At 70.8% G+C, this 12,980-nt stretch carries 11 protein-coding genes; 4 read left to right on the forward strand and 7 right to left on the reverse strand.

Going from position 1 to position 12,980, the window contains the following annotated elements; all coding sequences use genetic code 11:
- The 5 genes from AB0E94_RS39715 to AB0E94_RS39735 all read right to left on the reverse strand — a co-directional run.
- On the reverse strand, positions 1 to 771 hold a 771-nt coding region (locus tag AB0E94_RS39715; protein WP_360337223.1), incomplete at its 3' end, for a hypothetical protein.
- A 29-nt stretch (positions 772 to 800) separates the two neighbouring features.
- Positions 801 to 1,130 (reverse strand): PadR family transcriptional regulator, encoded by a 330-nt coding sequence (locus AB0E94_RS39720; RefSeq protein ID WP_360337225.1) that lies wholly within the window; start codon positions 1,128 to 1,130, stop codon positions 801 to 803.
- Positions 1,131 to 1,141: 11 nt separating this feature from the next.
- Positions 1,142 to 1,756 carry a peptide deformylase gene (def, locus tag AB0E94_RS39725; protein ID WP_360337227.1) on the reverse strand — a complete coding sequence of 205 codons (615 nt, stop codon included), beginning with the start codon at positions 1,754 to 1,756 and terminating at the stop codon, positions 1,142 to 1,144.
- Positions 1,757 to 1,857: 101 nt separating this feature from the next.
- Complete coding sequence (locus tag AB0E94_RS39730; protein WP_360337229.1) at positions 1,858 to 3,585, reverse strand: ABC transporter family substrate-binding protein; 1,728 nt, start codon at positions 3,583 to 3,585, stop codon at positions 1,858 to 1,860.
- Between the two features lie 54 nt (positions 3,586 to 3,639).
- Entirely contained in the window at positions 3,640 to 6,471 is a 2,832-nt protein-coding gene (locus AB0E94_RS39735; protein WP_360337231.1) for a BTAD domain-containing putative transcriptional regulator, read from the reverse strand.
- A gap of 219 nt (positions 6,472 to 6,690) precedes the next feature.
- Here AB0E94_RS39735 and AB0E94_RS39740 point away from each other — a divergent pair, with 219 nt between their 5' ends.
- The 4 genes from AB0E94_RS39740 to AB0E94_RS39755 are packed head-to-tail and all read left to right on the forward strand — an operon-like array spanning position 6,691 to position 10,643.
- Positions 6,691 to 7,674 carry an ABC transporter permease gene (locus tag AB0E94_RS39740; protein ID WP_360337233.1) on the forward strand — a complete coding sequence of 328 codons (984 nt, stop codon included), beginning with the start codon at positions 6,691 to 6,693 and terminating at the stop codon, positions 7,672 to 7,674.
- The gene (locus AB0E94_RS39745; RefSeq protein WP_360337235.1) at positions 7,667 to 8,569 is read left to right on the forward strand and encodes an ABC transporter permease; all 903 of its coding nucleotides are present in this window, start codon (positions 7,667 to 7,669) and stop codon (positions 8,567 to 8,569) included. Before AB0E94_RS39740 ends, AB0E94_RS39745 begins: the two co-directional genes overlap by 8 nt.
- A complete protein-coding gene (locus AB0E94_RS39750; RefSeq protein ID WP_360337237.1) occupies positions 8,566 to 9,567 on the forward strand; it encodes an ABC transporter ATP-binding protein in 1,002 nt (333 codons plus the stop codon). Before AB0E94_RS39745 ends, AB0E94_RS39750 begins: the two co-directional genes overlap by 4 nt.
- Complete coding sequence (locus tag AB0E94_RS39755; RefSeq protein ID WP_360337239.1) at positions 9,564 to 10,643, forward strand: ABC transporter ATP-binding protein; 1,080 nt, start codon at positions 9,564 to 9,566, stop codon at positions 10,641 to 10,643. The genes AB0E94_RS39750 and AB0E94_RS39755 overlap by 4 nt, the downstream gene beginning before the upstream one ends.
- Here AB0E94_RS39755 and AB0E94_RS39760 read toward each other — a convergent pair.
- Together AB0E94_RS39760 and AB0E94_RS39765 are read right to left on the reverse strand one after the other, a co-directional pair.
- The gene (locus tag AB0E94_RS39760; protein ID WP_360337241.1) at positions 10,577 to 11,287 is read right to left on the reverse strand and encodes an SGNH/GDSL hydrolase family protein; all 711 of its coding nucleotides are present in this window, start codon (positions 11,285 to 11,287) and stop codon (positions 10,577 to 10,579) included. The two genes, AB0E94_RS39755 and AB0E94_RS39760, sit on opposite strands and share 67 nt — an antisense overlap.
- Positions 11,288 to 11,303: 16 nt before the next feature.
- A complete protein-coding gene (locus AB0E94_RS39765) occupies positions 11,304 to 12,785 on the reverse strand; it encodes an MFS transporter (RefSeq protein ID WP_360337243.1) in 1,482 nt (493 codons plus the stop codon).
- Positions 12,786 to 12,980 lie beyond the last annotated feature (195 nt).

The raw sequence follows: 12,980 nt of genomic DNA on the forward strand, positions 1-12,980 counted from the left end.
CCCGAGGGCGAACCTGCGGCGCTCGGCCCGCGGCTCGATCGAGGCGAGCTCGGCCCGGAGCGCCGTGCCCCACGCGGCCCGGTTCTCCGGCAGGTCGGTCGTCGCCAGGTTCAGCAGCAGGTACCAGACGTCGTGGGCCGGCGCCGGCGTTTCCGCGGTGACCCGGTGGGCGCCGAGCGCGGCCCCGAGGGCGGGCCAGGGCAGGGCCCAGAGCAGCGCGACGAGGAAGGCGTCACCCGGGATCAGCAGATCACCTTCGCCGAGGTTCTCCACCACCGGGAACCCGCTCGGATCAGCCAGGTACGCCGCGCGCAGCGGGAAGTGCGCGGCCGCCGCGCCGGCCGCGACGGCCAGCAGGGTGAGCAGCCCGGCGACGGTCCCCGCCCCGAATCCGCGGGCCTTGCCGACGGCGGCCGCGGTCAGCATGACGAATCCGCCGGTCAGGACCGAGAGAAGCAGGCCGAGCACGACGGCCAGCAGTGCCACGTCGAAGCCCCACCGCGATCCGTCGTCCACCACGGCCAGATACCACTGCTCCAGACCGGCGGTCAGCAGGGCGGCCGTGGCGACGACGGCGAGCAGTGCCGGCCACACCGGGCGCCGGATGCCACCGCGCAGGGCGGCGCCGACGCGCAGGGCGGCGCCGACGCGGGCGGCGAGCCCGCGCACCCCACCGTTGCGAACGGCGCGGCGCAGCACGATGACGAGCACGATCAGCGTGAGCAGTGGCAGTGGGATCGCCACCACCAGCAGGAAGAGGAATTCGAGCATCGAGGCCTCCGTACGTCGAGGTCGTGCCGTCAGGTCGTCTTGGGCGCGAGCCGGGCCGCGCCCGGGGCGGGTGTGCTCCGCTCGGCGCGGGCGGTCGCGGCCACGGTGCGGGCGAATTCAGCGCCGGTGGTGCTGAGCCGGTAGAGATGACGGGCCGGCCGGCCGCGCGGCGGGTCGGTCTCCCAGGATGTCTCCACCAGCCCACGCTCGGTGAGGCGGATGAGGATCGGGTAGACGGTGCCGGCCTTCAATCCGAGGTTGCGGCACAGGTCGTAACCGTGGCTCCAGCCCTCGCCGGACGTGGCGAGGGCGCTGAGCACAGCCGCGGTCTGCGGTGAGGGACGTCTGTCGCGAACCATGCCTCGAATATCTACCTAGGTAGAGTTTTCCGCAAGGCCTGGACCGGGCCGGCGTGGTTCGGGGTCCCCGCACCCACGCCCGGGTGCTGCTCGCTCTCCGCGAGCATCTGCTTGCGCCGGCGAGCCGACAGCCGGTCCACCCACAGCAGCCCGTTCAGGTGGTCGGTCTCATGCTGCAGACACCGGGCGAGCACACCCGTACCGTCGATGCGGACCGGCTTGCCGGTAATGTCGACGCCCGTCACGTGGGCGACCGCGGGCCGCGACAGGAAACCGAAAGCGCCCGGCACGGAGAGACAGCCCTCGCGGTCATCGTCGAGTTCACGCTCGTCCGGCAGGTGCAGCACCGGATTGACGATGTGGGCGACGACGTGGTCACCGGTGGCGTCGGGGCAGTCGACCACGAAGACACGGGCGTCGACCCCGATCTGGTTCGCGGCGAGACCGACGCCGTTGGCCGCCGCCATGCTGGCGAACATGTCGGCCACCAACCGGGCGAGATCATCGTCGAACGTGGTCACCTCGGCACAGCGGCGGTGCAGAACGGGATCGCCGTAGCGGGTGATCGGACGTGGGGTGCCGGAACGCCTCTTCATGACTGCCAATTCGCTCTTGTCGCGACGCATCCTCGCGTCTCGATCCGGAACGGAGAATCCGGCAGGGCACTTGCGCAGGGCTTGCGGTCTGCCCGGCCCCGGCTGCAAGTGCCGGCAGCAGGCCCTCGACGCTAGCCGGCCGACTTCCGGAGCCCCCACTGCTCGGTGTTGAACGTCGGCCCGGTCGAGGTCGAGTTGGGCCGGATGTTCACGTAGTCGGACTTCGCCACCAGGAGATTCGGCCGCTGGTACAGCGGCAGGACGAAGTAGTCCCTGGCCATCAGGGCGTCGGCCTGGTTGAGCAGACCGGCGCCTCTGGCCTCGTCGATTCCCTCTCGCACACCTTGCTTGAGCAGGGCGTCCGCCTGGTCGTTGACCCAGTGACCGTAGTTGCCCGGGCTGCTCCGGCCCCACAGGTGCTCCGCCTGCAGGAAGATGAACGGCGTGTTCACCCAGGCGTAGAGGATCAGGTCGAAGTCGCCGGTGTCGAGGGTCGCGCTGAGCGTGTTGCTGGTCTGGATGGTCACGGTGATGCCCAGCTGCTTGAGCGTCGCCTGCACCAGTTCCGCCGTGGCGGCCCGGTTCACATTGCCCTCGCTGTAGCGGAACCGCAGCGTCACCGGGTCCCCGCCCGGGGTCTTGAGCTGGTCACCGACTCCGGTGTAGCCCGCCGCGGTGAGCACCTTCTTCGCACCCTCGATGTCGGCCAGCCCGGCGCCGGTCTCGCTGACCACGTCCTGGTAGTACGGGCTCCCCGGCACGAAGTTGTGGTTGCGCAGCGGCTTCGCCTCTTTCCAGAACGCGCCGACCGTACGGTCGATGATGCCCTGCACGTCGATCGCCCTGAAGATCGCTTCGCGCAGCGCCCGGTCCTTGAGGAACCTGTTCTCCAGGTTGGCGTCGATGTGCTCCCACGAGAGCCCGGGGCTGAGCCGGTAGTTGAAGCCCGGCAGGTTCTGCAACTGGGTGACCATGTCCAGGCTGGGCTGCGGGTCACCGGCGTCGACCTCGCCGTTCTGCAGCGCCGGCACCAGCGACGACTGGTCGGTCACGATCCTGAAGATCAGCTTCTCCAGGGACGGCTTGGTGCCCCACCACTTCGGGTTGGGGATCTGCACCAGCTGCTGGCCCTCGGTGTAGCTCTCGATCATGAACGGGCCACCGGACCAGGTCGGCCGGGTCCGGCCGAACGCGTCCCACGACTTCGCCAGGCCCTTCGGTGTGCCGTCGTCGCCGGCCGCCTTCGCCAGGTGCGCCGGGTAGAGCCCGCTGAACAGCGATTTCCAGTCCGGATAGACCTTGCCGGGCTGGAACGTCGCGGTCACGGTCTTGCCGCCGTCCGAACCGGTCACGCTCGCCAGCAGCTCATAGCCGGCGCTGCCGGCGATGGCGCAGTCCGGGCAGTCGCGGGTGTTGCGCGCCCGGTACTGATAGATGAAGTCGTCCGCGCTGATCGGGGTGCCGTCGCTCCACACCGCCTCCGGTTTGATCTTGTAGACGATCGTCTGCGGGCTGGTGCTGGTGACCTCGGGCTCCTCGGCCATCAGATTCGTGTCGAGTCGGACGCGGTTGTCGGGGCCGCCGTAGTACACGTCCGGCAGGATCGGCCCCAGCATCACGCTGGTGTAGTAGTGCGCGCCGGCGGCGCCCGCCGTGTTCCAGCCGGCGATGTCCTGCTCCTCGTAGAAGACCAGCGTGCCGCCGGGCTTGGTCTCCCCCGCGTTACAGGTCAGCGGGCTCTGCCCGCACGAGCCGAACCCGGGCGACTCCCCGGTGGAGGTGTCCTCGCCGGCGCCGCAAGCGGCCAGGACGAGCAGCGTGGCGGCCGCGGTCGCGACCCCCGTCGGACGGACAGCCATCTTTCCTCCGGTCGCCTGTGCGCGTGAAGAACAACGGGCACGGTGGTGTTCGGGTCAACGCTCCGCCCCGAGAACGGCGTTCAGCCGATCGACCAGGGAATAGCTGGCCGTCTTCGCCAACTGCAGCGCCTCCTCCCGGATCCGCCGCGCGGCATCGGCGTCGCCGGCGTCCCGGTGGCACGCATAGAGGCCGATCAGCGGCTTGAGGCGCCTCGAGTCGTCCTCGCTGCCCTCGACCCGGGCCGCGGTCTCGAAAGCCTCGATCGCAGCCCGGTTCTTGCCGCAGTCGTGCAGCACCAGCCCCAGGGCGATCCACGTCTCAGCGGCGTCGACGGCCATGGAGGTCTCGTCCTCGGCGGTCTTCTGGAAGTGCTCGACGGCGCGTTCCGGTCCACCCGGCTGGTGATAGTCGTGCCACACGGTTGCGGTCTCGATGCAGTGCTCGGCGATCTTGACCATGCCGGTCGAGTCCGTCAGCCCGCGGAGGACCTCGCGTGCTTCCACGGCATAGGCGTAGGCCGCGGCCGCCTCGTCCGGTGCCGGCACCCGCAGCGGCCGATAGATCGCCATGGCCCGGGTGATCAGTGGATTTCCGAGCCGGATCGGATCACCGAGAACCCGCGCCACCTCGATCGACCGCTCCAGCGGCGCCCGCGCCTCGTTGATCCGCCCGATCCGCACGTGACCGCGCCCGATCAGGTAGGTCAGGTAGCTGACCCACCAGAGATCACCTTCCCGTTCGGCGTGTGCCAGGCCGGCGGTGGCCAGCGTGATCGAGTCGTCCACGGATATCCGGACGTCCTGCTGGAACGAGGCCAGCGTCCAGGCGAAGTAGTGTGCGTACCCGGGCAACGCCTGGGCCAGCGCCATGATGTTGCGATATTCGCTCGTGAGCCAGGCCAGGGCGGCATCCGCGTCGCCCGCGGCGAACTCCACCGGAAAAGCCGGCGGCGGGGCTGCACCGATCCGCCGGTCGCGGAGGGTGTAGCTGGCCATTGCCGCGTTGGCTGCCGAGTACAGGTGATGATCGACCAGCCGGCTCAGCATCTCCCGCCGGGTCGCCCCGGGGTCGAACCGGTTGGCGAGCTCGACGGCGTATGCCCTGAGCAGGTCGTGATAGACGAATCGTCCCGACTGGCGTTCGGCGAGCAGATGCGCGTCACACAACAGCCGCAGCAGCCGGCGCGTGCCCGCCCGGTCGCCGCCCGCCACCGCGGTGGCCGCGGCGAGCGTCACGTCGGGGCCGGGATGCAGCGCGAGACGGCGGAACAGATCCGCCGCCGGATCGGCGAGACGCCGGTACGACCAGGAGAAGACGGAACGCAGGTCGTGCTCGACGCCGGGCACCTCGAACGCGTCGAGCCCCTCCTCGCCGACCAGTTCGGCCGCGACCTCGGCCAGCGGCAGCGCCGCCGAGCGCGCGCAGACCAGGGCCAGCGCCAGGGGCATCCCGCCGCAGCGGGCGATGACCGAATCGCGGGCATCCGGGTCGGCGTCGGCCACCGCGGCACCCAGCCGGGCCCGCAGGAACTCACGGGCCTCGTCGTCGCCGAACGGGCCGAGTTGCAGCTGCCGGGCGCCTTCGGACAGGACCAGACCGACAAGGCCGGACCGTCCGGTGACGACCACCGCGCACCCGGGGGTACCCGGCAGCAGGGGCCGCACCTGCTCGGCGTCGCGTGCGTTGTCGAGCAGGAGCAGCATCCGCCGGCCGGCGAGCACGCTGCGGTACAGGGCAACCCGATCGGACCAGGCCGGCGGTACGCGTTGTTCGGGCACCCCGAGGGCGTTCAGGAAGCCGGCCAGGATCTCGTCCGGATCCGCCGGCGACTCCTCCGGGCCGAAGCCCCGCAGATCGGCGTAGAGCTGGCCGTCCGGATACCGCGCGGCGACGTCGTGGGCCCACCGCAGGGCCAGCGTGGTCTTGCCCACCCCACCGGCTCCGGTGATCAGGGCGAAGGCGGTGCCGTCCTCGGTCTGGGCGGTCAACTCGTGCAACTGCGCGGCACGGCCCTCGAACGCGGCGCTCGGCCTGGGTAGCTGGGCCGGCCGCACCACGTCAGCCGGCTCCGGCCCGCCGGGTCTGCCGTGCCCCGAAGCGTCGGCGTTGTGGTGCAGCGGGATCCCGGCGTCGGTGAGCACCTCGGTCCGCTGGTCGAGGATGGCCGCCTCGAGCATGGCCAGCGGTTGTTCCGGGTCCAGGCCGAGTTCCTCGGCCAGGAGCCCCCGGTGCTGGCGGAGCAGGTTCAGGGCTTCCGCCGAGCGATTCGCGGCCCACAGGCTCAGGGCCGACAGACGACAGGCCTCGCCACGCAACGGCTGGGCCTCGGCCAGCGCCGTCGCCGAGATCACCGCGTCGCCGGCCCGGCCGACCCGCAGCAGGGCCTCGATCATCTTCTCCTGAGCGGACCAGCGCAGCTCGTCGAGGCGGCTGATCTCCGTGCGTGCCCAGTCCTCGTCGGCGAACTGTTCATACGGCTTGCCCCGCCACGTGGCGAGCCGATCCTGAAGAATCTCGAGAGCCCGGTCCGGCGTCAGCTCGGACACACGCCGCAGATCCCGCTCGAAGGCCCACGCGTCGACCGCATCGTCGTCGAGCCGTAACGCGTACCCGAGTGCTTTGCTGACCAGGACCCGAGGGGTCGCGCGGGGCTGGCGGTCCGGCTCCAGCAGGCGCCGCAACCGCGACACGTAGGCCTGCAGGCTGCCCAGACCGCTGCGTGGCGGCTCGCCGTTCCACAGCTGATCGATCAGTCGATCCGCCGACACCACCTGGCCCCGGGCCGACACCAGCATGCCCAGGACCGCAAGCTGACGATCCGCCCCGGACAGCACCGACGCCTCCGCCCGGATCTCCACCGGGCCGAGTACCCGTACCTCCACCATTGACCAGCCACCACACCAAGGGATCGACTCGACCGTCGCGGAGCATGCTAGCCCCGGCGAGCGTGATCGACCCTCGCCCAGGCAGGTCAAGTGATCAATCGTAGTGTCGGCTTCCCGGCAGCGACGCGGCAGGTTTGGCGAACGCCATCAAATGACGAGATACTCGCGACTGGATCATCCGGCCGGACAGCCGTGCGCGCGGCTCGATGGAGAAAAACCTTGCTTCCGTACGTCGTGCGGCGCCTGTTCGCCGCGGTACCCGTCCTCATCGTGGCGTCCTTCATCGCGTACGCCCTGGTGGCTCTCTCCGGTGACCCCCTCGAACCGTTGAAGCTCCGTAATCCGCCGGCGCCCCAGCACACCATCGACCTGGAGACCGCCCGCCTCGACCTCGACGACAACATCGCCGTCCGTTACTGGCATTGGCTGACCGGGGTGCTGCGCGGCGACTTCGGCGAGTCGGTGCAGAGCGGCTACGACATCGGGGCGAACCTGGCCCGCTCAGCCGTCGTGACGCTGCGCCTGGTCGTGGTCGCGATGCTGCTGGCGCTGGTCCTCGCGGTGATCACCGGCGTGATGAGCGCCGTCCGGCGGTATTCGAGGTTCGACCACACCACGACGTTCCTCGGCTTCGTCTTCCTGGCCATGCCGTCGTTCTGGATCGCAATCGTGCTCAAGGACCTCGCGGTGCGCTACAACAGGGCCACCGGCACCACGGTCTTCTACACGATCGGCGAGAAGTCGCAGAACTACGACAGCCTCTCCCCGCTCGCGAAAGCCGGGGATCTCGCCGGCCACCTCATCCTGCCGACGATCGCGCTGGCCCTGATCTCGTACGCGGCGTGGAGCCGCTACCAGCGGGCGTCGACGCTGGAGGTGCTCGACTCCGACTACGTCCGGCTGGCCCGGGCCAAGGGCCTGACCCGGCGTCGCGTGCTCACCCGGCACGTGCTGCGCACCGCCCTGATCCCGCTGGTCACGGTCACCGCGCTGGACATCGCCGCGGTCCTCGGCGGCGCCGTGATCACCGAGACCGTGTTCAACTGGAACGGCCTCGGTCGCATGCTGCTGACCGGGGTGGGCCGCGCCGACACCAACGCCGTGGCCGGCTGGCTCCTGCTCACCGGGATCGTCGTCATCGTCTGCAACGTGATCGCCGACGTGCTCTACGCCCTGCTCGACCCGAGGATCCGCCATGAGTGACGCCGCCGCCCGGCCGGTGGCCGACACCGCCGTCGTCCGCGAGCGCAGACAGTCCGAGCTGGTGTTCCGCCGGTTCGTGCGGCACCGGGCGGCGGTGACCAGCCTGATCCTGTTCGTGCTGGTGGTGCTGTTCGCCTACGTCGGCCCACTGGTGTGGAAGTACAGCTACACCGACATCACCGACGATCTGTCCCAGGCGCCGTCGCTCGGCCATCCGTTCGGCACCGACCTGATCGGCCACGACACGATGGCGCAGGTGATGCGGGGGACCCAGCAGTCCCTCAAGATCGCCCTCGCGATCGCGCTGATCGGGACCGTGCTCGGCACGCTGTGGGGTGCGATCGCCGGCCTCTACCGCGGCCGGCTCGACTTCCTGATGATGCGCATCGTCGACGTGGTTCTGACCCTGCCGACGATCGCGGTCGCCGCGGCGGTCGCCGTCCAGGGCGCCGACGGCAGCCGGTGGTGGTCGATCGCGGTCATCCTCGGCGCGCTGACCTGGCCGTACGTCAGCCGGGTGGTCCGCGGTGTGGTTCTCTCCCTGCGGGAACAGGAGTTCATCGAGGCGGCGCGCGCGCTCGGGGCGGGCAACACCCGGATCATCCTGCGGCATCTGCTGCCCAACGCCCTCGGCTCGATCGTCGTGGTGGCCACGCTCACCATCGCCACCGCCGTCCTCGGCGAGGCGGCGCTGTCCTTCCTCGGCGTCGGCGTGCAGGCCCCGGACACCTCGCTCGGGCTGCTCGTGTCGATCAACCGGGACACGGTCAGCACCCGGCCCTGGCTCTTCTACTTCCCCGGCATGTTCATCATCCTGATCGCCCTGACGTTCAACTTCGTCGGCGACGGGCTACGCGACGCTCTGGACCCCAAGCAGACGGGGGCTCGCCGGTGACAGTGCTCCTCGAGGTCGACGACCTCACCGTCGGATTCCCCACCGAGGACGGCCTGGTCCGAGCGGCCCGCGGCGTGTCGTACCAGGTCAGCCGGGGCGAATCGGTCGGCATCGTAGGCGAGTCGGGCTCCGGCAAGTCGGTCACCTCGCTCGCCGTGATGGGCCTGCTCCCCCGCAACGCCCGGGTCTCCGGGTCGGTCCGGTTCCTGGGCGAGGAGCTGCTGGGCCGCAGCGACGACCAGATGTCGAAGGTACGCGGCAGCAGGATCGCGATGGTCTTCCAGGACACGTCGACCTCGCTCAACCCGGTCTACACAATCGGCGCCCAGATCGCCGAGGCGGTCCGTGCGCACAACGCCGTCAGTCAGAGGCAGGCGATGAGACGGGCGGTGGAGCTGCTCGACGTGGTCGGCATCCCCGACCCGGCGCGGCGGGCCGGCGGCTACCCGCACGAGATGTCCGGCGGCATGCGGCAGCGGGTCGTGATCGCGATCGCGATGGCCAACGACCCCGAGCTGATCATCGCGGACGAGCCGACCACCGCTCTCGACGTGACCGTGCAGGCGCAGGTGCTCGAAGCGCTTGCGGCGGCGCGCCGGGAGACCGGCGCGGCGCTGATCCTGATCACCCACGACCTCGGGGTGATCGCCGGGCACACCGACCGGGTCAACGTGATGTACGCCGGAAAGCTGGTCGAGACCGGCGCCGTCGACGAGATCTTCTACGAGCCGCGCATGCCGTACACCCTCGGTCTGCTCGGCAGCCTGCCGCGCATCGACGAGTCCGGCCGGCGCCGGCTCACCCCGATCACCGGGTCGCCGCCGTCGCTGATCGACCTGCCGCCCGGCTGTCCTTTCCGGCCGCGCTGCCCGAAGGCACGCGACCTGTGCCGGGAGGCCGAGCCGGAGCTGACACCGGCGATCGGCCGGCGGCACCTCGCCGCCTGTCATTTCCACGCGGAGCTTGCCTCGGCCACCGCCGAGGAGGTCTTCTCGTGAACCCGATCATCTCGGTACGCGGGCTGGTGAAGCACTTCCCGGTGCGGTCGCGCGGCGTCCTCCGGAGACAGATCGGCGACGTGCACGCGGTCTGCGGCGTCGACTTCGACATCTACCCGCACGAGACCCTCGGCCTGGTCGGCGAGTCCGGCTGCGGCAAGACCACCACCGGGCGGCTGCTGCTCAACCTTCTTCCCGCCACCGCCGGCGCCGTCCACTACCGGGGCCGCGACATCGTGCCGCTGTCCCGTGCACAGATGCGGCCACTGCGCCGGGAGATGCAGATCGTCTTCCAGGACCCGTACGCGTCGCTGGACCCGCAGATGACGGTGCACGAACTGGTCGCCGAGCCGTTGCGCGTCCACGGCGTGTACCGCCGTGAGACCGTCCGCGACCTGCTGCACACCGTCGGGCTCGAAGCCGGGCACGGCAACCGGTACGCCCACGAGTTCTCCGGCGGCCAACGCCAGCGCATCGGTGTGGCCCGGGCGCTCGCGTTGCGGCCCAAGGTGCTGGTCCTCGACGAGCCGGTGTCGGCGCTGGACGTCTCCGTCCAGGCCGGCATCGTCAACCTCCTCGAGGACCTGCAGGACGAGTTCGGGCTGTCCTACCTGTTCATCTCGCACGACCTCGCGGTGGTCCGGCACGTCGCCGACCGGGTGGCGGTCATGTATCTCGGGCGCATCGTGGAGATCGCGCCTGTCGAGGACCTGTTCGTGCGGGCGGCCCACCCGTACACCCAGGCGTTGATCTCGGCGATCCCGCTGCCGGACCCGCGCAAGGAGCGGAGCCGGCAGCGAATCATCCTGGCGGGCGACGTGCCGAGCCCGGTCGACCCGCCGAGCGGGTGCCGGTTTCGTACCCGGTGCCCGAAGTTCGCCGGGCAGCTCAGCGACGGCGAGCGACGGAGGTGCGCCGAGGAGGCGCCGGCCCTCACCGACAACGGCGAGGGCCACCTCACCGCCTGCCACTACGCCGAGGCGATGGCGCTGGTGCAGGGCGGCGCCGATCAGCGCGGGCCGGTGACGCTCGGGACCGGGATCTCCGCGGCCACGGCCGCGGACCAGCGGCGGTAGCCGGCGGCCGAGGGGTGGAAGCCGTCCGGGGAGAAGTATTCGGGACGGTACGGCAACAGCACCTGCCCATCGACCCAGGTGACGGCATCGAACCCGGCGCACACCCGCTGTGCGGCCCGGTCGAGTGCCTCCGCCTGTTTCGCCAGGTGACGCCCGAGGATCCGGGGCATGCACGGCAATTCCGCGAAGGGTGGGATGCCCGCCACCATGACGTGGGTGGTGTCCCGGCTCAGTGCCGACACGACGGCGGTCAGGTCGTCGGCCCACTCCTGTGGTTGCCGGCCGCCGAGCACGTCGTTGGCGCCGGCGACCACCACGACGATGTGGTACGAGCCGGTCAGCCTCGGAAGCAGCCGGTGCCGGACCCGGCGGATGGTCGAGCCGTACTGCCCGACCGCGTGCCAGGCGACCGTGTGGCCGGTGAGCCCGTTCAGATCGCGGGCGAGGGATCCGCCGAAACCCTGATCGTGCGTCTCGACGCCGTAGCCCGCGGCGAGCGAGTCGCCCACCACCGCGATCCGCAGGGCCTTCTCACCGCCGGGCGTCATCCCCGAAGTGGGGCCGGTGGCCGACGGAATCGGCACCTTCCGGTGGCGTTTCCACATCGCCTGGACAGCGACTACCGGCAGAAGCAGTGAACTCATCGATCTCGCCAATCGATCACAGGGAGGAGGAAGGGGCGGCCGTGCGCCGGGTCAGCAGCAGCGCGCACAGCGCGGCGGCGGCCAGGGCTGCCACCCCGGCGGTCAGGAAGACGGCCCCGACGGCGTCGCCGGTCGCCGACGTCGCGATCGACGCAGCCGTCTCACGTACACCGGGCGGCAGATACTGTCCGGCGTGCCGGGCGAGGCCGGCGCCGATCTCGCTGAGCAGCAGGTCCTGGGGTACCGCCGGGCCCAGTCCGGCGATCTCCGCGGAGGCGTTGTCCCGCGCCTGCGCCTGCATCAGCGCTCCGAGCGCGGCGACCCCGGCGGACGTGCCGATCTGGCGCATCGTGTTGACGGTGCCGGTGGCCATGCCCGCTTCGGTGGGCTCGACCGCGGCGAGAGCGGCGGCGGCGGTCGCCGCGGCGCCCGCCCCGAGGCCCAGGCCCGCCAGGACGAAACCCACGGTGAGTACGGCCGACGAGCCGTCCGTGTCGATGAAGGCCATGCACAGCAGCCCGGCGCCGGCGAGCAGCAGACCACCGATCAGCGGCGGTGTGGTGCCGGTACGGCGTACCAGAGCCGCGGTGACCGGCGCCGCCACCAGCGCCGTGGCGGTCAGCGGCAGGACCCGCAGACCGGTTCCCAGCGGCGAGTGCCCGGCCACGTTCTGCAGGTGCAGCGCGAGGTAGTAGGTCGCCGCAACCAGGGTGGCGGCCGTCGCGAAGGACTGGAGGGCGACGCCCGCGAACGCCGGCCGCAGGAACAGGCGCAGCGACAGCATCGGATCGGTGACCCGGCGCTCCCACTGGACGAAACCGGCCAGCAGCACCGCCCCGGCCGTGAAGAGGCCCAGAATGAGCGGGCTCCCCCAGCCGTCGTCGTTACCACGGATCAGGGCCAGCAGCAGCACCAGCAGGGCGCCGCTGAGCAGCACCGCGCCACCCCAGTCGTTGCGGGGCGCCCGGTCCGGCCGGGACTCCTCCAGCAGCAGACAGCCGAGCAGGGTCAGCAGGCCGAGCGGCACGTTGATCAGGAAGATCCACCGCCAGCCAGGCCCGTCGACCAGCACCCCACCGACGAGCGGCCCCGCCGCGGTGGCCGCCGCATAGCTGGCACCGAACACACCGACCGCCCGGGCCCGCTGGGCGGCCTCCGGGAACGCGGCTCCGAGCAGCGGCAACGCGGTGCCGAACAGCATCGCCGCGCCGATGCCCTGCACGGCGCGGGCCGCGATCAGCGTCGCCGACGTCCCGGCGAGGGCGCATCCCAGCGACGCCACCGTGAAGATCACCAGCCCGGCGACGAAGATGCGCCGCCGGCCGATCCGGTCGCCGAGGACGGCCGCGCTGAGCAGTCCGCCGGCCAGCGGCAGGGTGTAGCCGTCGACCACCCACTGCAACGCGGACAGGGACGCGTCCAGCTCGTCCTGAATGCCGGCCAGCGCGACCGACACGATCGTCACGTCCAGGGTGAGCATGAAGATCGCGATGCACACCACCGCGAGTGTCCAGCGTGGCCCCACGGCCGATCTGGTTCTGGTGTCCTGAGATACGTCCACTGCCGCCCTTGCTCTTCGGTTCGCCCGCACCGGCCCATGGAGGCCGACGCTGACGAGGATGGGGAAGAGCAATTGCGCAATTCTTGATCAAGATGAGGTACGGGCTGCAAGTCGCGTCAAGTCACGGCAAGC

It is taken from the genome of Actinoplanes sp. NPDC026670, assembly GCF_040638175.1.
GTDB lineage: Bacteria > Actinomycetota > Actinomycetes > Mycobacteriales > Micromonosporaceae > Actinoplanes.

Bases quoted from the DNA above. Each gene is read 5' to 3' on its own strand.
- AB0E94_RS39720 (WP_360337225.1), bottom strand. From the start codon at position 1,130: ATGGTTCGCGACAGACGTCCCTCACCGCAGACCGCGGCTGTGCTCAGC.
- def (WP_360337227.1), bottom strand. From the start codon at position 1,756: ATGCGTCGCGACAAGAGCGAATTGGCAGTCATGAAGAGGCGTTCCGGC.
- AB0E94_RS39730 (WP_360337229.1), bottom strand. From the start codon at position 3,585: ATGGCTGTCCGTCCGACGGGGGTCGCGACCGCGGCCGCCACGCTGCTC.
- AB0E94_RS39735 (WP_360337231.1), bottom strand. From the start codon at position 6,471: ATGGTGGAGGTACGGGTACTCGGCCCGGTGGAGATCCGGGCGGAGGCG.
- AB0E94_RS39745 (WP_360337235.1), top strand. From the start codon at position 7,667: ATGAGTGACGCCGCCGCCCGGCCGGTGGCCGACACCGCCGTCGTCCGC.
- AB0E94_RS39760 (WP_360337241.1), bottom strand. From the start codon at position 11,287: ATGAGTTCACTGCTTCTGCCGGTAGTCGCTGTCCAGGCGATGTGGAAA.